23 protein-coding genes and 2 tRNA genes are annotated in these 23,481 nt (G+C 41.8%); 23 read left to right on the forward strand and 2 right to left on the reverse strand.

Features of this window, described 5'->3' with window-relative positions; all coding sequences use genetic code 11:
• The first annotated feature begins 55 nt into the window (after window positions 1-55).
• The 9 genes from spoVT (at window position 56) to BLL40_RS13640 (ending at window position 7,010) form a co-directional block, all read left to right on the forward strand.
• Entirely contained in the window at window positions 56-592 is a 537-nt protein-coding gene (spoVT, locus tag BLL40_RS13600) for a stage V sporulation protein T (RefSeq protein WP_073712421.1), read from the forward strand.
• A gap of 79 nt (window positions 593-671) precedes the next feature.
• Window positions 672-2,231, forward strand: coding sequence for a putative polysaccharide biosynthesis protein (locus BLL40_RS13605; protein WP_073712422.1), 1,560 nt, complete (start codon window positions 672-674; stop codon window positions 2,229-2,231).
• Between the two features lie 6 nt (window positions 2,232-2,237).
• Window positions 2,238-3,707 carry a bifunctional methyltransferase/pyrophosphohydrolase YabN gene (gene yabN / locus BLL40_RS13610; RefSeq protein ID WP_073712423.1) on the forward strand — a complete coding sequence of 490 codons (1,470 nt, stop codon included), beginning with the start codon at window positions 2,238-2,240 and terminating at the stop codon, window positions 3,705-3,707.
• Window positions 3,704-3,964, forward strand: coding sequence for an RNA-binding S4 domain-containing protein (locus BLL40_RS13615; RefSeq protein WP_018395105.1), 261 nt, complete (start codon window positions 3,704-3,706; stop codon window positions 3,962-3,964). Before yabN ends, BLL40_RS13615 begins: the two co-directional genes overlap by 4 nt.
• 102 nt (window positions 3,965-4,066) lie before the next feature.
• The gene (locus tag BLL40_RS13620) at window positions 4,067-4,327 is read left to right on the forward strand and encodes a YabP/YqfC family sporulation protein (RefSeq protein WP_245797953.1); all 261 of its coding nucleotides are present in this window, start codon (window positions 4,067-4,069) and stop codon (window positions 4,325-4,327) included.
• Complete coding sequence (gene yabQ / locus BLL40_RS18245) at window positions 4,324-4,803, forward strand: spore cortex biosynthesis protein YabQ (RefSeq protein WP_073712425.1); 480 nt, start codon at window positions 4,324-4,326, stop codon at window positions 4,801-4,803. Before BLL40_RS13620 ends, yabQ begins: the two co-directional genes overlap by 4 nt.
• A gap of 17 nt (window positions 4,804-4,820) precedes the next feature.
• Window positions 4,821-5,219 carry an FtsB family cell division protein gene (locus BLL40_RS13630; protein ID WP_073712426.1) on the forward strand — a complete coding sequence of 133 codons (399 nt, stop codon included), beginning with the start codon at window positions 4,821-4,823 and terminating at the stop codon, window positions 5,217-5,219.
• An 87-nt stretch (window positions 5,220-5,306) separates the two neighbouring features.
• Window positions 5,307-5,750, forward strand: a complete 444-nt coding sequence (locus BLL40_RS13635) for a S1 domain-containing RNA-binding protein (RefSeq protein ID WP_018395109.1) — start codon at window positions 5,307-5,309, stop codon at window positions 5,748-5,750.
• 186 nt (window positions 5,751-5,936) lie between these two features.
• On the forward strand, window positions 5,937-7,010 hold the full coding sequence (locus tag BLL40_RS13640) for a dipeptide epimerase (RefSeq protein WP_073712427.1): 1,074 nt from the start codon (window positions 5,937-5,939) through the stop codon (window positions 7,008-7,010).
• Between the two features lie 113 nt (window positions 7,011-7,123).
• On the opposite strand, the gene BLL40_RS13645 is transcribed toward BLL40_RS13640, so the two are convergent.
• Window positions 7,124-7,195 (reverse strand) — tRNA-Glu (locus tag BLL40_RS13645).
• Window positions 7,196-7,344: 149 nt separating this feature from the next.
• A tRNA-Met gene (locus tag BLL40_RS13650) sits at window positions 7,345-7,418 on the reverse strand.
• A 409-nt stretch (window positions 7,419-7,827) separates the two neighbouring features.
• Here BLL40_RS13650 and spoIIE point away from each other — a divergent pair.
• The 14 genes from spoIIE (at window position 7,828) to lysS (ending at window position 23,151) form a co-directional block, all read left to right on the forward strand.
• Window positions 7,828-10,302 carry a stage II sporulation protein E gene (gene spoIIE, locus BLL40_RS13655; RefSeq protein WP_073712428.1) on the forward strand — a complete coding sequence of 825 codons (2,475 nt, stop codon included), beginning with the start codon at window positions 7,828-7,830 and terminating at the stop codon, window positions 10,300-10,302.
• Between the two features lie 52 nt (window positions 10,303-10,354).
• Window positions 10,355-11,056 (forward strand): vWA domain-containing protein, encoded by a 702-nt coding sequence (locus BLL40_RS13660; protein WP_073712429.1) that lies wholly within the window; start codon window positions 10,355-10,357, stop codon window positions 11,054-11,056.
• Entirely contained in the window at window positions 11,040-11,930 is an 891-nt protein-coding gene (locus tag BLL40_RS13665; RefSeq protein WP_073712430.1) for a protein kinase domain-containing protein, read from the forward strand. The genes BLL40_RS13660 and BLL40_RS13665 overlap by 17 nt, the downstream gene beginning before the upstream one ends.
• 29 nt (window positions 11,931-11,959) lie before the next feature.
• Window positions 11,960-13,327, forward strand: a complete 1,368-nt coding sequence (gene tilS, locus BLL40_RS13670; protein WP_073712443.1) for a tRNA lysidine(34) synthetase TilS — start codon at window positions 11,960-11,962, stop codon at window positions 13,325-13,327.
• 24 nt (window positions 13,328-13,351) lie between these two features.
• Complete coding sequence (gene hpt, locus BLL40_RS13675) at window positions 13,352-13,906, forward strand: hypoxanthine phosphoribosyltransferase (RefSeq protein WP_073712431.1); 555 nt, start codon at window positions 13,352-13,354, stop codon at window positions 13,904-13,906.
• A gap of 103 nt (window positions 13,907-14,009) precedes the next feature.
• Window positions 14,010-16,019 (forward strand): ATP-dependent zinc metalloprotease FtsH, encoded by a 2,010-nt coding sequence (ftsH, locus tag BLL40_RS13680; RefSeq protein WP_073712432.1) that lies wholly within the window; start codon window positions 14,010-14,012, stop codon window positions 16,017-16,019.
• A gap of 107 nt (window positions 16,020-16,126) precedes the next feature.
• On the forward strand, window positions 16,127-16,891 hold the full coding sequence (locus BLL40_RS13685; RefSeq protein WP_073712433.1) for a type III pantothenate kinase: 765 nt from the start codon (window positions 16,127-16,129) through the stop codon (window positions 16,889-16,891).
• Between the two features lie 13 nt (window positions 16,892-16,904).
• On the forward strand, window positions 16,905-17,780 hold the full coding sequence (gene hslO / locus BLL40_RS13690; protein WP_073712434.1) for an Hsp33 family molecular chaperone HslO: 876 nt from the start codon (window positions 16,905-16,907) through the stop codon (window positions 17,778-17,780).
• Between the two features lie 140 nt (window positions 17,781-17,920).
• Window positions 17,921-18,841, forward strand: coding sequence for a cysteine synthase A (gene cysK / locus BLL40_RS13695; protein ID WP_073712435.1), 921 nt, complete (start codon window positions 17,921-17,923; stop codon window positions 18,839-18,841).
• 92 nt (window positions 18,842-18,933) lie between these two features.
• Window positions 18,934-19,767, forward strand: a complete 834-nt coding sequence (gene folP / locus BLL40_RS13700; RefSeq protein ID WP_073712436.1) for a dihydropteroate synthase — start codon at window positions 18,934-18,936, stop codon at window positions 19,765-19,767.
• On the forward strand, window positions 19,749-20,111 hold the full coding sequence (gene folB / locus BLL40_RS13705; RefSeq protein ID WP_073712437.1) for a dihydroneopterin aldolase: 363 nt from the start codon (window positions 19,749-19,751) through the stop codon (window positions 20,109-20,111). Before folP ends, folB begins: the two co-directional genes overlap by 19 nt.
• A complete protein-coding gene (gene folK, locus BLL40_RS13710; protein ID WP_073712438.1) occupies window positions 20,111-20,623 on the forward strand; it encodes a 2-amino-4-hydroxy-6-hydroxymethyldihydropteridine diphosphokinase in 513 nt (170 codons plus the stop codon). Before folB ends, folK begins: the two co-directional genes overlap by 1 nt.
• Window positions 20,624-20,643: 20 nt before the next feature.
• Window positions 20,644-21,642: a tRNA dihydrouridine synthase DusB gene (gene dusB / locus BLL40_RS13715; RefSeq protein ID WP_073712439.1), complete on the forward strand. Its 999-nt coding sequence runs from the start codon at window positions 20,644-20,646 to the stop codon at window positions 21,640-21,642.
• A 24-nt stretch (window positions 21,643-21,666) separates the two neighbouring features.
• Window positions 21,667-23,151 (forward strand): lysine--tRNA ligase, encoded by a 1,485-nt coding sequence (lysS, locus tag BLL40_RS13720; RefSeq protein WP_073712440.1) that lies wholly within the window; start codon window positions 21,667-21,669, stop codon window positions 23,149-23,151.
• Window positions 23,152-23,481 lie beyond the last annotated feature (330 nt).

Consider the following 23,481-nt stretch of genomic DNA (forward strand, 5'->3'; position numbering starts at 1 on the left):
CTAACACCATAGCAAAATGTTTCGATATTTTGATGGTGAAAGAGAGGCAGCTAACATGAAAGCAACAGGTATTGTTCGTAGAATTGATGATCTGGGCCGCGTGGTCATTCCGAAAGAAATACGTCGCACTCTTCGCATTCGAGAAGGAGATCCGCTCGAAATTTTTGTTGATCGGGATGGCGAAGTTATCTTAAAAAAATATTCACCGTTTACAGAGCTAGGCGATTTTTCGCAGGAGTATGCAGACTCGCTATTTGACAGTTTAAATTATGCAATTTTAATTTGCGACCGAGATACCGTCATTTCGGCTGCCGGTGTAAAAAAGAAAGACTTCATTGAACGGAAAATTGGACCGATTGTTGAAACAGTCATTCAAGAGCGCCGTTCCGTTGAAAGCAATGACGGGCGTGAAGTAGAATTTGTGGACGGTCGTATGATACAGGTTGCATCATATTTTATTGCACCGATTATTGCATCTGGTGATACAATCGGTGCGGTCGTCTTATTTTCAGAAGAACGGTCAGCAGGAGAGACAGAACAAAAAGCGGCATTTGTCGCCGCTGCTTTTTTTGGCAAACAAATGGAGCGTTAACCCGGACTCCCGGCTGAGGAGCCGGGTTTTTCTTTGCAAACATATTGAAAATGAGTAAAGTAGTGACAGAGGTGGTCACATGAAAAAAGAAAAATCGTTTATAAAAGGAGCAGTGTTGTTAACGGTAGCTGCATTATTTGTAAAAATATTAAGTGCGGTATACCGTGTGCCCTTTCAAAATATTGTCGGCAACACCGGTTTTTATATTTATCAGCAAGTATATCCTTTCTATGGAATTGCTACGGGCCTTGCTGTCTCAGGCTTTCCGATTGTTCTTTCAAGGCTTGTTGCAGGGGCAGAGAAAGGATCAAAACAACAGTTGATCCGTACCGCATTTTTTACAATTAGTATAATGGGTATATTGTCTTTTTTAATTTTATTTTTTTCTGCAAGCCGGATAGCAATAACAATGGGAGATGCACAGCTGACACCGCTTATTCAGCTGAGTGCCTTCTTCTTTTTGGCGATGCCGTATATAACTGTTTGCCGCGGTACTTTTCAAGGAGGGGGTGACATGATGCCGACTGCTATGTCGCAAATGGTTGAACAGTCGACTCGTATTCTCTGTATTTTGTTATTTTCTTTTTATGCTGTTTATTCGGGAAGGACGCTGTATGAGGCCGGTCTCGGTGCAGTCGCCGGTTCGCTGTTCGGTATGATCGCGTCCGTCATTGCGTTATTTCTGTATAAAACGGAGAAAAAGGTTTTGATTCCTTTTCAATTCGATGTTCAAATTGCCAAAATAATCATAACGAAAGGCAGCGCGATTTGTTTATCCGCATTAACGCTAGTTTTATTACAGCTGGCTGATTCGTTTCAAATTTATAATGGGCTTGTTTTATCAGGAATTCCAGCTGATATGGCGAAAGAAGGGAAGGGTATATATGATCGGGGCCAGCCTTTACTTCAGCTCGGTGTCGTTGCGGCAGTGTCAATTTCGTTAACAGTCGTTCCGCTTATTACAAAAGCGATAAAAGAAAAAGAGGTCCACGCTGCTTTAGTGTACAGCCAGACAGCACTCCGGATTAGCTTTGCACTCGGCCTTGCAGCATCAAGTGGTTTAGCCGCAGTAATGATTCCGCTGAATAAAATGTTGTTTGAAACGACTGAAGGTTCTGGCGTACTGGCAGTATTCGGGATATCGATTTTTTTTTATTCCATCATGTCGACGATGAATGCTATTTTCCAGGGACAGGGACAGGACTGGGTTCCGGCAGCTAGTGCTGTGATCACACTTGCTTTTAAATGGACAGCAAATGCGCTTTTTATTCCGATATATGGGTTATACGGTGCTTCGTTCGCCACAACAGGTGCACTGCTTGCGGGTGTATTATTTTTAACTGTCGTGTTGAGAAAACATGAAAAGCGGCCGTTATTTACCGGTGTATTTATACTTAAAACCATGATGATTTCATTTTTCATGGCGGTTATTGTATACATATGTATTTATTTTCTTTTGCCGGAGGGAGCGGGGCGTCTTGTAAGCGGGGTGACAGCGGTCAGCGGGGCAATGCTTGGAGCCTGTCTGTTTTTTGCTTTCATGGTAAAATGGAACGTATTGAATGAAGATGAACTGCGGCTGCTGCCTTTCGGATCAAAAATCATTGACTGGAAGGCGAAGCGCAATAAGAGGATGTGACGTGTAATGAAGAAAAAGATAACGATTGTAGGACTCGGAGCTGCTGATCTTGATCAAATGCCCCTTGGTGTGTATAGGCTTTTAAAAAAATCAAATACGGTCTGGCTTCGAACGATGGATCATCCAGTCGTTTCCGTATTGCAGCAAGAAGGTGTACAGTTTAAAAGTTTTGATACGGTTTATGAACGTCATGACCGGTTTGAAGATGTATATGAGGAAATTGTCGAGCTGTTGCTTGAAGCATCGAAAGACGAGCCTGTTTTATATGCCGTACCCGGACATCCAATGGCAGCAGAGAAGACTGTACAACTATTGCTTGAGCGAAAACGGTCAGGTGAAGTAGATGTGGTGATTGCAGGCGGACAAAGCTTTCTAGATGCGCTTTTTGCCAGCATTGAAATCGATCCGGCTGATGGCTTTCAACTGCTTGATGGTACTGCATTGAATCGCGACGATATTCATATTTTTGGTCACGTGATCATTGCCCAAGTGTACGATTCATTTGTAGCATCTGATGTGAAATTGACATTGATGGAAAAATATCCGGATGACCATGAAGTGACAGTGATAACGGCAGCGGGCAGCGAACAGGAAGTGCTAAAAAAGATGCCCCTTTACGAGCTTGATCGCAATATGGAGGTTAATAATTTAACGAGTGTGTACGTGCCGCCTGTTCAAAAAGAAGAAGATACATATCGAGAGTTTTCTGTGCTAAGAGAGATCATCGCCCGTTTACGCGCACCAGATGGGGGCTGTCCATGGGATTTGAAACAGACGCATTCATCGTTAAAAAAATATTTAATAGAAGAAGCATATGAATTATTTGAAGCGATTGATGACAAAGACGATGATGCAATGATAGGCGAACTTGGTGACGTTTTGTTGCAAGTGCTCCTTCATGCGCAAATTGGCGAGGATGAAGGCATGTTTACCATTGAAGATATAATTGAATCGACTTCTTCCAAAATGATTCGACGTCACCCGCATGTGTTTGGGGATAAGCGGGCTGAAACCGCAGATGATGTGAAAGCGAATTGGCAGGAAATCAAAGCAGCTGAGAAAGGGTATAAGCGGGCTCGTTTGCTCGATGGAATCCCAAAAGGTCTGCCGGCATTACTCGAAGCATACGACATTCAAAAAGAAGCAGCGAAAGTCGGATTTGATTGGAGCGAGGCATCTGGAGCAATCGAAAAAGTGAAAGAAGAATGGACCGAATTTCTCGTTGAAACAGAGACGGGTGACGCGGCTCATCTTCGTGAAGAATTCGGTGATGTCCTCTTTTCATTCATTAATGTTGCGCGTTTTTATGACATTCATCCAGAAGAAGCACTCGCAGGGATAAACATCAAATTTCGGCGCCGCTTCAGCTATATAGAAGACCGTGTAATAGAAAGCGGCCGCCCATTTACAGACTTTACACTAGATGAGCTCGATTCATTTTGGGATGAAGCAAAAAAAGAGGAGAGAGATAGATGAGACTGGACAAATTTTTAAAGGTATCACGTATTATTAAACGTCGCACACTCGCAAAAGAAGTAGCAGATCAAGGGCGTATTTCCATTAACGGCGTAGCAGGAAAAGCAAGCTCTAATGTAAAAGTTGGCGATGAACTGGCAATTCGTCTGGGCCGCCGCATTATGACGGTCCGTGTTGAGAAATTGCTGGATACAACGAAAAAGGAAGAAGCAGCAGGTATGTACGATGTGTTAAAAGAAGAACAACTGTCTGAGTAAGCGGGAAAGCATTCACTCTAAAAAGAGTGGATGCTTTTTTCATAATCTTCAAGCCTTTCGCATATTATCTCAGATAGAGATTATAAAAAGGAGATGACCAATATGGAAATAAAGCAGGAACACACAGTGAATATAACAGGGCGGAAAACAGTAGAATTAACAGGTGTTCAGCAAGTGGAGCGCTTCGATAGTTCAGAATTTTTACTGCAGACGGTAATGGGCAAGCTGAAAGTACGCGGCAGCGGGCTGAGAATGAAACATTTTGATACCGTCAATAAAAAGGCAGCGATTGAAGGGCGGATCACGGCCTTTCTATATGTAGATGGAAGTGCGGGGAAATCATTTTTTAAACGGTCAAAATGAATCTCGGTACACAAATTGAAACAGCACTCTTGATGGCTGTGATGGGCATATGCTTCGGTATGCTGCTTGATGTTTACCGGCGGATCAGATGTAAGAATAAAAAAAAGACTGTTCTGCTTATATTAAGTGATGGTCTATTTTGGAGTATTTATGCGATCGGATTGTTTATCTCTTTATATTATGTAAATGACGGACAAGTAAGGCTTCCGTTCTTTTTGTTTCTATTTGTTGGCGTTCTGCTCTATTTTCTGTCCGTAAGGCGCTTTTTTCTTCCTTTGATGCATGCTGTTTTTTTTCTGTGTCGGCTCATAAGAAATATTATTAAAACAATTATACACATTTTTTTCATCAATCCGGTCCTTATCATTATGAAAACTGTGGTTTTCCTTGCCAGAATGATCCATTCTCTATTATTATGGATGATAAAGACATTATTATTACGACCATTTTCGGCAATAGGCCGTTCAAAAAAATAAATGGTGGAGGAACTGCAATGCGCGGACTGAACAAAGAAAAAGTATTATTATTGAAAAATGCCTTTATATTGTCTCAGGAAAAAAAAGCAATTTTTAAAATGCAGCATAAACGAAAACTCATGCGCCGATTAGCAGCTTTTGGGGTGGTAGGGCTTATTATTCTTGGTACCATGTTATCAGCAATCATATCCCAATCTGCCAGTCTTGAGACGAGTGGGGAAAAGCTGGTGAAAGCGGAGCAGCAGCTGATCAAGCTGGAACAGCAGCAAAAACATTCGGAAGAAGAGCTTGAACGATTGAAGGATGATGAGTATATTGCGGAACTTGCGCGGAAAGAATATTTTTGGTCTGACAAAGGGGAAATTATCTTTAATATTCCAGAAACGGATCAAAAAGAGCAGAGAGAGGAAGAATAAAGAAGGCAGTGTCTTATTGACACGCTTTTTTTACGTACTATAATAATAAATAAAGCTCGAACAATTTTAAGGAGGAACAATTTTTTTATGTCAATCGAAGTGGGCAGCAAGTTACAGGGTAAAGTGACCGGCATTACAAAGTTTGGTGCGTTTGTACAATTGCCGGAAGGTTCGACGGGTCTCGTTCATATTAGTGAAGTGGCGGATAATTATGTCAAAGATATTAATGATCACTTGACTGTCGGCGATGAAGTGGAAGTAAAAGTATTGAATGTTGAGAAAGACGGTAAAATTGGCTTGTCGATTCGCAAAGCGAAGGATAATCCACCACCGCAAACGCAATATCGTCCGCGTCCACAACGCCAGGGTGATTTCCGTCAAAAAGGGGGACCACGAGGTGGAGGACAGCCGCCTGTCGAGAACTTTGAATCGAAAGTGGCCCGTTTCTTGAAAGACAGCGAAGAACGTATGACAACATTAAAGCGTCAAACAGACTCACGCCGAGGTGGAAGAGGCGGAAGACGCGGTTAACGCTGCTCCCTGTTGATACAATATAATTGCACGTATTTTATTAAGCGGTCTCGAATACCGATACTCGAGATCGTTTTCTATGTAGGAAAGAATCCAGCTAGGTGAGAATTGATATTCTCTTGCAGCTGGATTCTTTTTATTTATTTAAAATACGCACGAATAGAATGTCAAGAAAGGAGAATTAGTTTGAAAATAAGTCATGTTGAGGTGGAAATAAAACGGTTAAAGCTAAAAAAACCATTTATAACAGCATTAAGGAAGGTTGTTTCCATTGAAGTGGCAGTCGTTCGTCTTAAATTAAAGGATGGAACAGAGGGAATTGGAACGGCTTCACCTTCCGCTGTTATAACAGGCGAGTCCATTGAAAGTATAAAATCAACGATCAAAAATACACTGGCTCCCGTGGTGATCGATCAGAGCATTTTAAACATATTTAGTCTTTCACGAACGATCCAGAAGACATGTATAGGAAACACGAGCGCAAAAGCAGGCATTGAGATTGCTTTGTTTGATGCCTATTCAAAGTTTTTGCGTCTCCCGCTCTATCAACTGCTGGGAGGGAAAACAAATATACTTGAAAATGATATGACAATCAGCATTAATCAGGTGAATACGATGGTCCGCGATGCAGTGGAGAGTGTTGAGCAAGGGTTTAAATCGTTAAAAATAAAAGTGGGACTGGATGGACAGAAAGATTTTGAACGAATTAAAGCAATACGTGAAGCGGTAGGGCCATCTATCCAAATTAGAGTAGATGCCAATCAAGGATGGAATAAAAAAGAAGCTGTTAACATTATTAAAGGGTGGGAAGACGCACGATTAAACATTAGTATAATCGAACAACCTGTTTTAGCAGACGATATTGATTCGTTAAAATATGTGAGCGATCATGTGCATACACCGATTATGGCAGATGAAAGTATTTTTTCTCCTGAACAGGCATTGAAATTAGTGCAAATAAAGGCGGTTGACTGGTTAAACATTAAGTTGATGAAAGCAGGTGGTATTGTGCGAGCACTGCAAATTGCCAGTATTGCAGAAGCGGGACGGATTCCATGTATGATCGGCAGCATGATGGAAAGCGGGCCGGGTGTTTTAGCTGCGGCTCACTTGGCCTGTGCTCATCCTAATATTTTGAAAATTGACTTGGATGCTCCACTATGGCTGGAAAGTAATGATACCCAAATGTCTCCATTTCAAGGGCCAATGATTATGTTAAGTGAAAATCCAGGGCTCGGATACGATTTTTTCAAAAAATAAAAAATAGTAATGAAGGGATGTTGGTAGGGAATATGCTGATGCAAGAAGATGATAGTGGAAGAATGTCGGGAACAAAAAAAATCAGCAAGTTAAGCTTGCTGATTTTGTTAGTATGACCCCTACGGGATTCGAACCCGTGTTACCGCCGTGAAAGGGCGGTGTCTTAACCGCTTGACCAAGGGGCCTTGATAATAAGAAAGAGTATTGAAATGTCTAACTACGTATGCCAAGGGCTTGAGGCATAAGGGATTTTGACTGCATGGTTGAAGAAGGCCATGCAGTCAGTACATCTTATGTCTGTCAACCTTAAATAGGCAAACTATGCAGTTCAAAATAGCGGCGAAGGGGATCGAACCCCCGACCTCACGGGTATGAACCGTACGCTCTAGCCAGCTGAGCTACACCGCCAAAAATGTGCTTTCTTTTATAGCACAGAATCAATAATAACGGCGCGGGAATGAAATGTCAATACTAATTTTTTCTTTTACCCCGCATTAACGGGCAGTAAGTCCCTCGCTTCAAGACTTTGAAAAGAAAAGAAGGGTATAGGCGGGGGATCGACTGTCCGTAAAAGCCCGATTGGTTCGGACCGGCTGAAGCCGGTCACTCAAGTATTGCCGCAGGACGCGGTGCTCTTTACTTGAGTTCCTGTTTCATTCAGTGGGGGATGAAGACCCCCACTGAATGAAGTTTCACTTTATCTTAGTTAATTTGTCGAACGATTTATTGGCAATGATTCCTTCGTTTGACAAAATTTGAAGGCGCTTTCTTTTATACTTCAATTTAAGGAAATGAGTAAAAAGGAGAGTGGGCTGTATTGCAAAGAGCGGAGTATGGGATGATGGGGAAAGCAGTTCTGGGCCGGGAGTGGGGCAACGGATATGCAGGAAAGGCCGCCTTTTTATTACTTGATCGAGGCTGGATACTATTTCCGGCAGGCTTTTTATTTGGACGGGCTTTATTACTTTCACAATTGTCGCCTTTTGCGCTTTCTTTTTTTGCAGCAGTATTTGTTATGAAAAAAGAGATGGCACCGCGTGTGTGTGTCGCTGTTCTCGCAGGAGCATTTACAGTTTCACCACTGAATGCAGCAAGCACCTTTGCCGTGTTGTTTAGTTTTTTACTTTTACACCGATTATTCAGGACGCTTCATAAAGGGGAAACAGCGCCTGTTCCGTTTTTTGTTTTCTTTACAATTCTTGCAGTGAAAAGTATTTTCGCATATACAGTGAACGGTCCGGAGTTTGTACCCGCATACGATCTTGTGCTCGCTGCTGTGGAAGCATCACTTGCTTTTGTGCTGACACTTATCTTTATGCAATGCTTGCCGTTTTTATCCTTATCAGGGCGAATTCGTACACTAAAAACGGAAGAATGGATTGGGTTGCTTATTGTCTTCGCCTCGGCCGCGACAGGAATGGTCGGTTGGTCCATTGGCGGACTTGAGGCAGATCATATAGCGGCTCGTTATCTCGTAACCGCTATTTCGTTTTTATCAGGTGCTGCATTTGGCTCGGCTGCTGGTGTTGTAAGCGGATTGATTTTAAGTTTAGCAGGTGTTAGCGATTTTCATGAAATGAGCATTCTAGCGTTTGCTGGACTGCTGGGAGGATTATTCAAAGAATGGAAACGGGGCGGCGCAGTGGCAGGCTTAATAGCAGCCACCGTACTGGCCGGCTTTTACGGTGAGGGCGATATCATGAATATGACGACTTTATATGAATCGGCTGCGGCTGCATTGCTTTTATTTATGACACCGAAAGCATGGACAGACCATGTGTCTAAATTAATTCCGGGAACGACAGAGCACTCGATAGAACAGCAGCGATATTTACGAAAAGTACGGGATGTGACTTCAGATCGAATGGAACAGTTTTCGGATTTATTTGATGCCCTGGCTGATAGTTTCTCACAACCCACTCAATCTTTAGAGGGTGAAGATAGAGAATTTGATTTGTTTTTAAGTGGAGTTACGGAAAAAACATGCCAAACTTGTTTCAAAAAAGAGCAGTGTTGGGTGTATCAATTTGATGAAACATATGAATTGATGAAAAACGTGCTTCAAGAAGTAGATACTGAAAAAGAAAGTTTATCACCTCCGCTTGTAAAAGAATTGGAAAGCCGCTGTTTCCGACCAGTTCGTGTAGAAGAAGAGATTCGTTCACAACTGACGTATTACCGTGCGAATAAAGAGTTAAAACAGCAAATGCGAGATAGCCGGAAAATCGTTGCGGATCAGTTGGGAGGAGTATCAAAAGTGATGCGTGATTTTGCGGGTGAAATGCAGCGTGAAGAAGCAGCGCATTGTACACAGGAGGAAAAAATAACGTCTGCAATTGAATCATTCGGAATGAAAATTACTGATATCGATGTATTCAGTGTTCAAAAAGGAGCAATCGATATCGAAATGACAATTCCGTATTCAAAAGGACATGGAGAAAGCGAAAAAATTATTGCACCTATTTTATCGGAATTACTCGATGAATATATCATTGTTGTTCGCGAGCAGGAGGATGGTTCTGGAATGAGAAGTGTATTCCGATCAGCGAAAGCATTTCGCATTGTGACAGGGCTAGCACATGCTGCAAAAGGAGGCGGACTTGTATCCGGGGATTCATTTTCAGCGATTGAAATAGGGACAGGGAAATTTGCGCTTGCGATCAGTGACGGGATGGGGAATGGAGATAGAGCACACGATGAAAGCAGCGCTACGATCAGCTTATTGAAACGGATATTACAGTCCGGCATTGAAGAAACAGTAGCAGTGAAATCGATTAACTCTATTTTGTCGTTGCGGACGAATGACGAAGTGTTTTCAACGCTAGACTTGGCTATTATTGATTTGCAGGATGCACAGACGGTCTTTTTGAAAGTTGGTTCATCGCCGAGCTTTATTAAACGGGGTGATCAAATAATAAAGGTTGAAGCCGGTAATTTGCCAATAGGTATTTTACAACAGTTTGAAGTAGATACTGTTCATGAACAACTGAAGTCGGGAGATTTGCTGATCATGATGAGTGATGGAGTGTTCGAAGGGCCTGATTTTATTGAAAACGCTGATATCTGGATGAAACGAAAAATTAAATCCATTGAGACGAATGATCCTCAGCAGTTTGCTGATTTATTAATGGATGAAGTCATTCGTACACAAGCTGGGCAAATAAAAGATGATATGACGCTATGTGTCGCACGCGTGGAACATAATTTACCAGAGTGGGCGGCAATTCCAATTTATGATATTGCACCGTCTGAGAAAAAGAAAAAACGGTCGATGAAACGTCGGGCTGTATAATTTTCTTCATTTCCGTCGAATATGAAGAAAAAGGTGAAAGGCGGAGACGATCATGAAGATGGGGACGATCAGACAGCTTCTTTTATTAACGGATGGTTGCTCAAACACAGGAGAAGATCCGGGTGCGATGGCTGCGTTTGCTTTGCGGCAAGGCATTACCGTCAATGTCATTGGGATTGTCGATGACAGCAAAAGTGCGGAAGGACTAGAGGAGATTGAATCTATTGCGAGATCTGGTGGTGGAGAAAGCCGGATTGTCAAAGCTAGATCATTATCAGAAACCGTTGTGAACGTGACGCGTCAGGCCATGACAGGTACAATATATAACATTATTAATCAGGAACTGCGTGATATTTTAAATGAAGATACACGAGTTGAGTCGCTGCCGCCTGAAAAAAGAGGCAAAATTGCAGAAAAGGTGGAAGACATTAGTGAAGAAGCAGAATTAAAGTTGCTTGTATTGACAGATATGAGTGCTAGCATGAAGCTGAAACTGCCAGCTGTTAAAGAAGCGCTTTATGATTTGTCGGTTAGTATGCAATCGAGAAGCGGTCATTCTTCTTTTTCATTGTGGACATTCCCTGGGAAATATAGTGCAGCGGAAGAGCGGATTGGCTGGACAGACAATGCAAAAAAATTAGCTGAATCATTTCCTCAGCTTGCGTCTGGCGGTATTACACCGACCGGTCCAGCGATCAGACAGGCCCTTACTTCATTTCTTGATATGGAGAGGTACGATGAAAAATCGATATGAAGCAATGTCGGGAGAGTTGTTAATAGGCAAATGGACTGGACATAAATGGCGGGTAGAGAGAGAAATCGGCCGCGGGGAGAATGGAATCGTCTACCTTGTAACAGGTACGATTGGACAGGCTGCGTTAAAATTTGCCGATTCTGCGGCTGTTGCCTCTGAAACGAATACACTGAAATCACTTGAACGGGTCAGGGGTGCATCTCCCGGCCCTTTTTTTATTGAAGCAGACGATGTTGAAAAAAACGGTGTCATTTATCCATTTTACATTATGGAGTATATTGACGGGCTAATGCTGCATACATTTATGAGAAATAAAAAAGAAGAATGGAGTTTTATTCTGCTGCTTCGATTACTTGATTTTTTGGAGCCGCTTCATAATTCAGGCAAAATTATGGGTGATTTAAAGCCAGAAAACTTAATTGTTTCTGGTCCTACCCATATGATCCGAGCTGTGGATATGGGGGGGATCACAAAACAAGGGCGTTCTGTAAAAGAGTATACGACTCTTTACGACCGGGCTTCTTGGCATTCAGGGACGAGAGAAGCGGAACCTGCGTATGATCTATTCGCTGCTTCTGTTTTGACGATTACACTGGTGCATAAAAAAGAAGTGCAAGAGGCTGACGGACAAATTGAACGCTTAATAGCTATTATTGAATCATCACCGGTACTTCAACTGGCTGCGCCTATATTGCAGCAGGCGATTAGTGGTCATTATAACTGTGCGAAGACGATGAAAAAAGAGCTGCTTATTTGTTTATCAGGTAAAAAAACGATGAAGCTGAGAACAAGAAGAAAGAAGAGTAAATCAAAAAAATGGCCTGTAGTATTGGTTTTTTTTACATTCATCCTCATGGTGTTTTTGTTACACTAAAAGAAACGATGAGAAGCGGAGCGGAAGTTATGCAGTCTTTTGAAAAACAGGTAAAAACATTTATTCATACACATAAACTCATTCAGCCAGGGGACCATATAGTCGCTGCTGTTTCAGGTGGATCCGATTCAATGGCGCTGCTTCATTTTCTCTATGAGAATCAAAAGGAAATGTCTATTTCGATTAGTGCTATTCATGTGGACCATATGCTACGTGGAAACGAATCATATGAAGATCTGCTGTTTGTAGAGTCATTTTGTCAGGAACGAAATATTTTGTTTAAAGCGGGGCAGGTAGATGCAAGCGCTGAGTCAATTAAAACAGGAGCAGGTATTCAAGAAGCTGCCAGGAATGTCCGCTATTCTTTTTTTGAGCAAGTGATGAAAGAATACGGCGCGGCTAAACTGGCGACAGCTCATCATGCGGATGATCAAATCGAAACGGTTTTTATGCAGTTGACCAGAGGATCCCACACATATACAGGCATCCCATCTGAACGATCATTTGCAGGGGGATCTATTATCCGTCCCTTTCTGACGGTAACAAAAGAAAACATTCTTACTTATTGCGTATCCAATAACATTCAATACCGTGATGACCCAAGTAATGAAAAAAACGATTACACACGCAACCGGTTCCGGCATGACTTACTGCCGTTCATTAAAAAAGAAAATAAGAAAGCACCCTTTCATGTGCAACGTTTCAGCGAAGAGAGGAGAGAAGATGAAGAATATTTAACAGCACTTGCCTGGCAAGAAATCGAGAATATGACAATGTGGAAACATCGGCATGTATCTCTAAAAACTGATCCGTTCAAAACAGTGCCTATGCCTTTACAAAGAAGGGCAATTCATCTAATATTAAACTATCTCTATCATGGAAAAACAGCGTTTTCATTTCTACATATTCAGCACACTTTACAACTGCTTCAATCATCTGCTCCATCGGGGAAATTAAACCTTCCATCTAGTCTTACTGTTCAGAAAATTGGAGACGATTGTTTATTTTCATTTGAAACGGGGGAGTCTGAAAAAAAGAATGAACCGCTTTTTCTTTATCCAGGGGACGTGGTACAGTGGCCATCTGGAGGTACATTTATAGTTCAAACAGAAGGGGAATGTTCAGCTGAATTAGCATGTTTTAAATTGGATTCGGATCACATACGATGGCCAATCTGCATTCGAACGCGCCAAAAAGGCGACAAAATTCAGTTAAAAGGAATGAGTGGTTCGAAAAAGCTAGCCCGTTTATTTATTGACGAAAAGATCCCTTTAGCATACCGGGATGCTCTTCCGGTTGTGACGGATGCAGATGGAACACTGCTCTGGGTACCGGGTGTCCGCAAATCCATTCATGAGCAATCCGGGCCGTTTCTGTTAATTTATGGAGAGGAATGAATCGATTTTTGGGAGGAACATCTATTGTTAAGTAACGATATTGAGAAAGTGCTTATTTCGGAAGAAGAAATACAGGCGAAAGTAAAACAGCTTGGCGCACAGTTGACAAAAGAGTATACAAACAGTTATCCATTGTTTGTATGCGTATTAAAAGGTGCTATGCCCTTTATGTCTGACCTTATTAAACGTGTGGATACGCATCTTGAAGTTGATTTTATGGATGTCTCAAGTTACGGGGAATCAACGGTGTCATCTGGTGAAGTGAAAATTGTTAAGGATTTAGATACATCTGTAGAAGGGCGCGATGTGTTAATTATTGAAGATATTATTGATAGCGGTCTGACGTTAAGCTATCTGACAGAGTTATTTCATTATCGGAAAGCAAAATCGGTGAAAATTGTTACTCTTCTAGATAAACCAACTGGCCGGAAAGCAAAAATCAAGGCGGATATGATAGGATTTACTGTTCCTAACGAATTCGTAGTTGGCTATGGTCTAGATTATGCAGAGCGCTATCGTAATCTTCCATATATCGGTGTCTTAAAACCGATTATTTATATGGCGGCTAAAGGTGAATAAGTAAGCGGATTAAACAGGCTAAAAGAAGGTTCAAATAGTTGTAACTCTAACTTTCTATATGATAATATTGCATATAGTCAGCTTTTTTGGGAGGAGGTAAGGGATGAACAGAATTTTTCGCTACACCATATTTTATTTACTCGTTTTTCTTGTCATCATTGGTGTTGTTAGCTATTTCAATAACAATAACGCACCAACGAATAATGTCACATATAATGAATTTTTGACGTATCTGAAGCAAGATGATGTTGAAACCTTTACTATGCAGCCGGAGCGTGGGGTATATGAAATACGCGGAGCGTTAAAAGGTGCTAAGGAAAATGAAATGTTCGTTACATATGTAACGGGTAATGATACGATGCTGAATCAAATAAATGACGCATCTCAAAATGCGGAAGTGAATATTCTTCCAGCAAAAGAAACAAGTGGATGGGTACAGTTTTTCACAACGATCATCCCATTCCTCATTATTTTTATTTTCTTCTTCTTCTTGTTGAACCAGGCGCAGGGCGGCGGTGGCGGCCGTGTGATGAACTTCGGCAAAAGTAAAGCGCGCCTTTACAACGATGAAAAGAAAAAAGTTCGCTTTGACGATGTAGCGGGCGCAGATGAGGAAAAACAAGAACTTGTTGAAGTTGTTGAATTTTTGAAAGATCCGCGCAAGTTTACTGAGCTCGGTGCCCGTATACCAAAAGGAGTGTTGCTTGTAGGACCTCCTGGTACAGGTAAAACGTTGCTTGCGAAAGCGGTAGCTGGTGAAGCGGGAGTGCCATTCTTCTCAATCAGTGGTTCGGACTTCGTTGAAATGTTCGTCGGCGTTGGTGCTTCCCGCGTTCGTGATTTGTTTGAGAATGCGAAGAAAAACGCACCGTGTATCATTTTTATCGATGAGATTGATGCGGTTGGACGCCAGCGTGGTGCTGGACTCGGCGGTGGTCATGACGAACGTGAGCAAACGCTCAACCAGTTGCTTGTTGAAATGGATGGATTTAGTGGGAACGAGGGAATTATTATGATTGCGGCGACAAACCGTGCTGATATTCTTGACCCGGCACTTCTTCGTCCGGGGCGTTTTGACCGTCAAATTACGGTTGATCGTCCGGATTTAAAAGGCCGTGAAGCAGTCCTTCGTGTGCATGCGCGAAACAAGCCGCTTCATGAATCTGTTGACTTGCGTGCGATTGCACAGCGTACACCTGGTTTCTCTGGTGCGGATCTTGAGAACTTACTAAACGAAGCTGCGCTTGTGGCTGCCCGTACAGATAAGAAAAAAATCGATATGTCTGATGTAGATGAAGCAACAGATCGTGTCATTGCTGGACCAGCCAAAAAGAGCCGTGTCATTTCCAAAAAAGAACGAAAAATTGTCGCGTTCCATGAATCGGGTCATACCGTCATCGGTCTTGTGCTAGATGAAGCAGACATGGTTCATAAAGTGACAATTGTTCCACGTGGACAGGCTGGGGGATATGCTGTCATGCTCCCGAGAGAAGATCGTTATTTCATGACAAAGCCGGAACTTCTTGATAAAATTACCGGTCTTCTTGGCGGCCGTGTAGCAGAAGATATTATTTTTGGTGAAGTATCAACAGGCGCTCATAATGATTTCCAACGTGCAACGGGTATAGCCCGCCGCATGGTCACGGAATTCGGAATGAGTGACAAACTAGGACCGCTTCAATTTGGCCAATCACAAGGACAAGTATTTTTAGGTCGCGATTTTAATAGCGAACAAAATTACTCAGACCGCATTGCGTACGAAATTGATGTGGAAATTCAAACGATTATTAAAGAGTGCTATGCGCGTGCGAAACAGATTTTGACAGAAAACCGCGATAAGCTCGAACTCATTGCAAATACTCTACTTGAAATCGAAACGCTTGATGCAGCACAAATTAAACACTTGTCTGATCATGGGACATTGCCGGAACGAAACTACAATTCTGACGGTGAAGAAAAGTTAAAAGACAATACAGTAGTGCTTGAAAAGACAGACGCGACAGAAGGAACACCAGCAACGGAAACGACGAATTTGCCGGAAAACGTTGTGGATGTACCGGAAGTACGAGACGATCTTAAAATGCCTTTAAACGATGAAGAACCAAAAGCATAACAGACAGACGCCCGGAAAGTATTCTTTTCGGGCGTCTTTTGTTTTCATTTTGAATAGTATGATATGATAAAACACGAAAAAATAGATGAACAGGTGTGGTGAGAACGTTGATATTTGTACTGGATGTAGGGAATACAAATACAGTGCTTGGTGTATACGAAGGAGAAACATTAAAGTATCACTGGCGTATTGAAACGAACCGTAATAAAACAGAAGATGAATACGGTATGATAATTAAAAACTTATTTCATCATGACGGTTTGCAATTTGAACAAATTCATGGTGTGATCATTTCATCTGTTGTACCACCGATTATGGCGGCACTTGAACGCATGTGTAAAAAGTATTTTCACGTTCATCCGCTTGTTGTCGGCCCTGGTGTGAAAACTGGTTTAAATATTAAATATGAAAATCCACGTGAAGTTGGAGCAGATCGAATTGTGAATGCAGTAGCAGGCATTCATGAATACGGTTCTCCGCTTATTATTGTCGATTTTGGGACAGCGTCCACATACTGCTATATAGATGAGAAATCCAATTATATGGGCGGTGCAATTGCACCTGGAATAGGTATTTCAACAGAAGCTCTTTATACGCGTGCATCAAAGCTTCCGCGTATTGAAATTGCACGGCCGGATAATATTGTCGGTAAAAACACGGTTTCTGCGATGCAGGCTGGTATTTTATATGGATATGTTGGCCAAGTAGAAGGTATAGTCAGAAGAATGAAGAGCCAAAGTAATGTCGATCCGACGGTTATTGCAACGGGAGGTCTGGCGGGACTCATTGCTAAAGAGTGTGATGAGATTGATGTCGTCGATCTGGAATTAACATTAAAAGGTCTTTTGTTAATTTATAAAAGAAATGTATGAAAGGAAGATTAGATTGAGTGACTATTTAATAAAAGCATTGGCTTTTGACGGACAGGTCCGTGCCTATGCAGTAGATACAACGAAAACAATTGGGGAAGCACAAAGAAGACACGGTTCATGGCCAACAGCCTCTGCAGCACTCGGCCGTTCCATGACGGCAGGTGTTATGATGGGTGCAATGATGAAAGGGAACGAAAAAATCACATTGAAAATTGAAGGCGGCGGCGCAGCGGGTCCAATTCTGGTTGATAGCGATGCGAATGGGAATGTGCGAGGCTACATTACCTATCCGCAAACTCACTTTGATTTGAACGAGAATGGCAAACTTGATGTACGTCGTGCTGTTGGGACAGATGGCATGCTGACAGTTGTAAAAGATCTTGGCCTTCGTGAAAACTTCAGTGGTCAAACACCTATTGTCTCGGGTGAGCTAGGGGAGGACTTTACATATTATTTTGCCGTATCTGAACAAGTACCATCATCGGTTGGTGTAGGTGTGCTCGTTAACCCGGATAACTCGATACTAGCTGCGGGCGGTTTCATTATTCAGCTCATGCCAAATACAGATGATGCGACAATTGCCATTTTAGAAGAACGCATTACCAATATGGAGCCTATATCTAAGCTCATTGAAAAAGGATTAGTGCCGGAGCAGATTTTAACGTACATTTTCGGTGAAGAGAACGTGAAGTTTTTGGAAACAATGCCGGTTCAATTTGAATGTACATGTTCAAAAGAGCGATTTGGCAATGCAATTGTTAGCCTTGGTCAAGGGGAAATTCAAGAAATGATTGAAGAAGATGGCGGTGCTGAAACACAATGTCATTTTTGTAACGAACGATATATATTTTCAAAAGAAGAACTTGAACAATTAAAAGAAGAAGCCTGATCTTTATAAAACTAAAATTGGCAGGTTTTTATCTATGTAACCGCGAACTTATATCAAAATGGTTGACATTTCAATCAAAAGTTGATAAATTCTATATAACCAATAAAAATACTCGGCATTTAAATGGAGGTAAGTAATTAATGGTACGTGTAGCGAATTCAGTAGCCGATTTAGTCGGTCAAACACCAGTTGTAAGATTAAACAATGTAGTAGGTGAAAACAGTGCAGAAGTGTACGTGAAACTTGAATACATGAACCCGGGGAGCAGTGTGAAAGACCGGATCGCACTTGCGATGATTGAAGCAGCGGAGAAAAAAGGCAACTTACAGCCAGGTGGCACATTAATTGAACCTACAAGCGGCAACACAGGAATTGGCCTTGCGATGATCGCAGCGGCAAAAGGATACAAAGCAATCCTTGTTATGCCTGAAACAATGAGTATGGAGCGCCGCAACTTGCTTCGCGCTTACGGTGCAGAGCTTGTATTAACACCGGGACCAGAGGGAATGGGCGGAGCGATCCGCAAAGCGACAGAACTCGCTGATGCAAATGGCTATTTCTTGCCTCAGCAGTTTGAAAACGAAGCAAACCCTGAAATTCACCGTCTAACAACAGGGAAAGAGATTGCTGAGCAGTTTGATCAGCTCGACGGTTTCGTATCCGGTATCGGTACGGGTGGAACAATTACAGGTGCAGGACAAGTCATTAAAGAAAAATGGCCAAATGCAAAAGTTTATGCAGTGGAGCCGACAGATTCACCGGTTCTTTCAGGCGGTAAACCGGGTCCTCATAAAATCCAAGGAATCGGTGCTGGCTTTATTCCAGCTATTCTTGATACGAAAGTTTACGATGAAGTTATCCAAATTGACAATGACACAGCATTTGAAACAGCGCGCCTTGTTGCACGGGAAGAAGGCATCCTTGGAGGGATCTCTTCAGGCGCAGCGATTGCTGCTGCTGTTCAAGTTGCAAAAAAACTTGGCAAAGGCAAAAAAGTATTAGCAATTCTCCCATCAAACGGCGAACGCTACCTTAGCACACCGCTTTACCAATTTGATTAAGTTAAACCAACAACAGACTGTATTCGCACAGTCTGTTTTTTTTTTATGTTAAAATAAAAAGAATAATGAAAGAAAATGGAGAGATGTACAGGATGAAAGCGGGAAAATATACACTCGATTTTGAACAGCAAACGTACGTGATGGGCATTTTAAATGCGACGCCTGATTCTTTTTCAGATGGCGGTCAGTTTAACGAGCATGATGCCGCCGTTCACCACGCTCTTCAAATGGTAAAGGACGGAGCACATATTATAGACATCGGTGGTGAATCAACTCGCCCGGGCTATAAACCGGTATCTACCGAAGATGAAATCAGCCGCGTACAGCCGATTATTGAAGCGATCGATTGTTCAGTGGACGTTCCAATTTCTATTGATACGTTTAAAGCAAAAACAGCTGAAAAAGCAGTTGAGGCTGGCGCATCAATCTTAAATGATATTTGGGGTGCAAAAAGAGATCCGGATATGGCAGCAGTCGCTGCTGAAAAAGGAGTACCCATTATTTTAATGCACAACCGAGAAGAAATGAATTATGGGGATTTTATGAGGGATTGTTTACATGATCTGTATGAAAGTATTACAATTGCGAAAAAAGCTGGTGTGCCGGATGATCACATTATCCTTGACCCTGGCATTGGTTTTGCGAAAACGATGGAGCAAAATATAGAGATGATGCAAAACCTTGATCGTGTTGCGGCGCTTGGATTTCCGGTGTTGCTCGGTACATCACGTAAACGAATGATTGATTATGTGTTGAATGTACCAGTAGAGGAGCGGATGGAAGGGACAGGTGCAACTTGCTGTTTTGGTATTCAAAAAGGGTGTCATATTGTTCGAGTTCATGATGTATTGCCAATCGCGCGCATGATGAAAATGATGGATGCGCTAGTCGGAAAGGGGGCATCACAATGGATAAAATCTATGTGACAGGTATGGAATTTTACGGCTATCACGGTGTTTTTCCTGAAGAAAATAAACTCGGACAGCGTTTTCGGGCAGATGTGACACTTGATGTTTCGCTTAAAAAAGCAGGCGAAACAGATGATCTCGCAAATTCAGTCAATTATGGGGAGATTTATGAGGCGTGTAAAGCAGTTATGGAAGGCAGTCCAGTGAAGCTTGTGGAAACGCTGGCTGAAAAAATAGCCAGCGATCTTTTAGAAAAGTTTATTACTGTGCAGTCATGTACAGTAAAAGTGATTAAACCAGATCCTCCGATTGCGGGACATTATGATTACGTCGCGATTGAAATTACGAGAGGTCGTGAATAATGAATCATTTCGTCTATTTATCTCTCGGAACGAATATGGGCGATCGTGAACTCTTCTTGAAGGAAGCCGTGAAGCTTCTCTGTCAAAAAGAAAAGATGCACATTGAAGTAGTCTCGTCTATATATGAAACAGACCCAGTAGGTTTTATCGATCAGCCGCCCTTTTTAAACATCGTATTGAAAGCGAGAACGTCATTGTCGGCGGTTGAGGTGCTCGGCGTCTGTATGGAGATTGAAAATGAGCTTGGCCGAAAGCGGGATTTAAGATGGGGACCGCGGACAATAGACCTTGACATTTTGTTGTATAATCACGACAATATTAAATCAGAGAACCTTATTATTCCTCACCCGCGGATGAAAGAGCGTGCTTTCGTCCTTATTCCGCTGGTAGAAATAGATGCAACGATCCAAATTCCTGATATAAGTATGCCGCTGGAACAATATTTACATTATGTTCAGGGAAAAGAAGGTGTAAATATCTGGAAAACGGCGGATGCTTTTTCGTCCTTATGAAAACAGAAAGGTGATTATTTATGTTGAAAATTGGACCGGTTGAACTGAAGAACAGGGTAGTGCTCGCCCCAATGGCCGGCGTATGTAACTCTGCTTTCCGTTTGACAGTAAAAGAATTCGGTGCCGGAATGGTATGCGCGGAAATGGTCAGTGATAAAGGAATTGTACTTCAAAATGAGAAAACGATGAATATGCTTTATATCGATGAGCGCGAAAAACCACTTAGCCTTCAAATTTTTGGCGGTGAAAGAGAATCGCTCGTACAAGCGGCAAGTTTTGTTGATAAAAATACAAATGCAGACATTATTGATATTAACATGGGTTGTCCGGTGCCGAAAATTACGAAGTGTGATGCAGGAGCAAAATGGCTTCTTGATCCGAATAAAATTTATGAAATGGTATCCGCTGTTGTCGATGCAGTTGACAAGCCTGTAACGGTTAAAATGCGTATGGGTTGGGATGAAGACCACATTTATGCGGTTGAGAACGCCCGTGCTGTTGAGCGTGCAGGAGGTCAGGCGGTGGCGCTTCATGGTCGTACACGTGTGCAAATGTACGAAGGTCATTCGAACTGGGACATCATCAAAGAAGTGAAAAACTCAATTAATATCCCATTGATCGGAAATGGCGATGTGGAAACACCACAAGATGCAAAACGTATGCTTGATGAAACAGGATGTGATGCGGTGATGATCGGCCGCGCTGCACTTGGAAATCCGTGGATGATTTATCGAACGGTGCAATACCTTGAAACAGGTCTGCTTGCAGATGAACCGAAAGCACGTGAAAAAATCGATGTATGTCTTCTTCATTTAGATCGTTTAATTGACTTGAAAAATGAAAACGTTGCTGTACGTGAAATGCGCAAACATGCCGCATGGTATTTGAAAGGCATACGTGGAAACGGACAGGTACGTAAAGAGATCAATATATGTGAAACGAGAAGTGATCTCGTCACATTATTAACAGCATTTGTAAACAAAGTGGAAGAAAAGGAAGCGTCGATTCAGGCGGTTTAATTGAATATAGGAGTGAAAGGGAAAATGAGTGAAGAATTAAACGACCAGTTGTTGGTCAGAAGAGAAAAATTGCAGTCTTTAAAAGATAAAGGACTTGATCCGTTTGGAGGCCGTTTTGAGCGTACCCATACATCAGAGGCAATTACAGCGCAGTTTGATTCAATTTCAAAAGAAGATTTGGAAGAAAAAGGAGCGGAAGTTGTCATTGCTGGACGTATCATGACAAAACGCGGGAAAGGGAAAGCGGGATTTGCCCACGTTCAGGATTTGAATGGTCAAATTCAAATTTATGTTCGTAAAGATACGGTTGGAGAAGAAGCGTATGATCTCTTTACAATGACCGACCTTGGAGACATTGTCGGTATCAAAGGGAAAGTATTTAAAACAAACGTAGGCGAACTATCTGTGAAAGCAACAGAATACGTGTATTTAACGAAATCACTCAGACCTCTTCCAGATAAACATCATGGACTAAAAGATATTGAACAGCGTTACCGTCAGCGTTATTTGGACTTAATGACAAACCCGGAAAGTCAGCAAACCTTTATCGCCCGCAGTCGCATTATCCAATCGATGCGTCGTTACCTTGATAATAATGGCTATTTGGAAGTGGAAACACCGATGATGCATTCTATTGCTGGTGGTGCAGCCGCCCGTCCATTCGTCACACATCATAATGCACTAGACATGGAATTGTATATGAGAATCGCCATTGAACTTCATTTGAAACGTCTAATAGTTGGTGGGATGGAGAAAGTATATGAAATAGGTCGTGTTTTCCGTAATGAAGGTGTATCAACACGCCATAATCCGGAATTTACAATGATTGAATTGTACGAGGCATATGCAGACTTTACCGACATTATGCGGTTAACTGAGAATGTCATTGCTCACGTAGCTGAAGATGTCATTGGTACAACAACAATTGAATATGGTGATTATACAGTAGAGTTGAAACCTGAATGGCGACGACTTCATATGGTCGATGCTGTAAAAGAATACACAGGTGTAGACTTTTGGCGTGAAATGAGCGATGAAGAAGCACGTCAGCTTGCAAAAGAACATGGTATTGAATATAAAGAAACGATGCAATTCGGTCATATTATCAATGAATTTTTTGAGCAAAAAGTGGAAGAAGAGCTTATTCAACCTACCTTTGTTTATGGTCATCCGGTTGAAATATCACCTTTGGCAAAGAAAAATCCAGAAGATCCACGTTTTACAGACCGCTTTGAACTGTTCATTGTAGGGCGTGAGCATGCCAATGCTTTCACCGAATTAAATGATCCGATCGACCAACGTGAACGTTTTGAATCGCAGTTAAAAGAGCGTGAGCAAGGAAATGATGAAGCGCATGAAATGGATGATGACTTTATTGAAGCGCTAGAATATGGCATGCCACCGACAGGAGGACTAGGTATTGGGATTGACCGTCTCGTTATGCTTTTGACAAATTCTCCGTCTATTCGTGATGTGCTGTTATTCCCGCTTATGAGACATAAAGATTAAATGAGTAACCCCGGCCAATTAGCCGGGGTTTTTATGTTTTTGAAAAAAAATGAGAAAATGAAAAAAAGTACTTGCATATAGAAAAGTACGATGGTATATTTATAAACGTTGTCAGCAACATAGAACAACGAATTGAAAAAACATTTATAAAAAACAATTGACAGTGTATTTTATAAATGTTAAGATATTAAAGTCGCAAATGACAAATTGAACATTGAAAACTGAACAAAATCAATAAAAACGTCAACGTTTTGTTTTAAATCTTATCTGGCAGATGTTTGTCATATGCAGATAAACAAATGAGCAAGTCAAACACTTTTTGGAGAGTTT

It is taken from the genome of Domibacillus mangrovi, assembly GCF_001906925.1.
Taxonomy (GTDB): domain Bacteria; phylum Bacillota; class Bacilli; order Bacillales; family Domibacillaceae; genus Domibacillus; species Domibacillus mangrovi.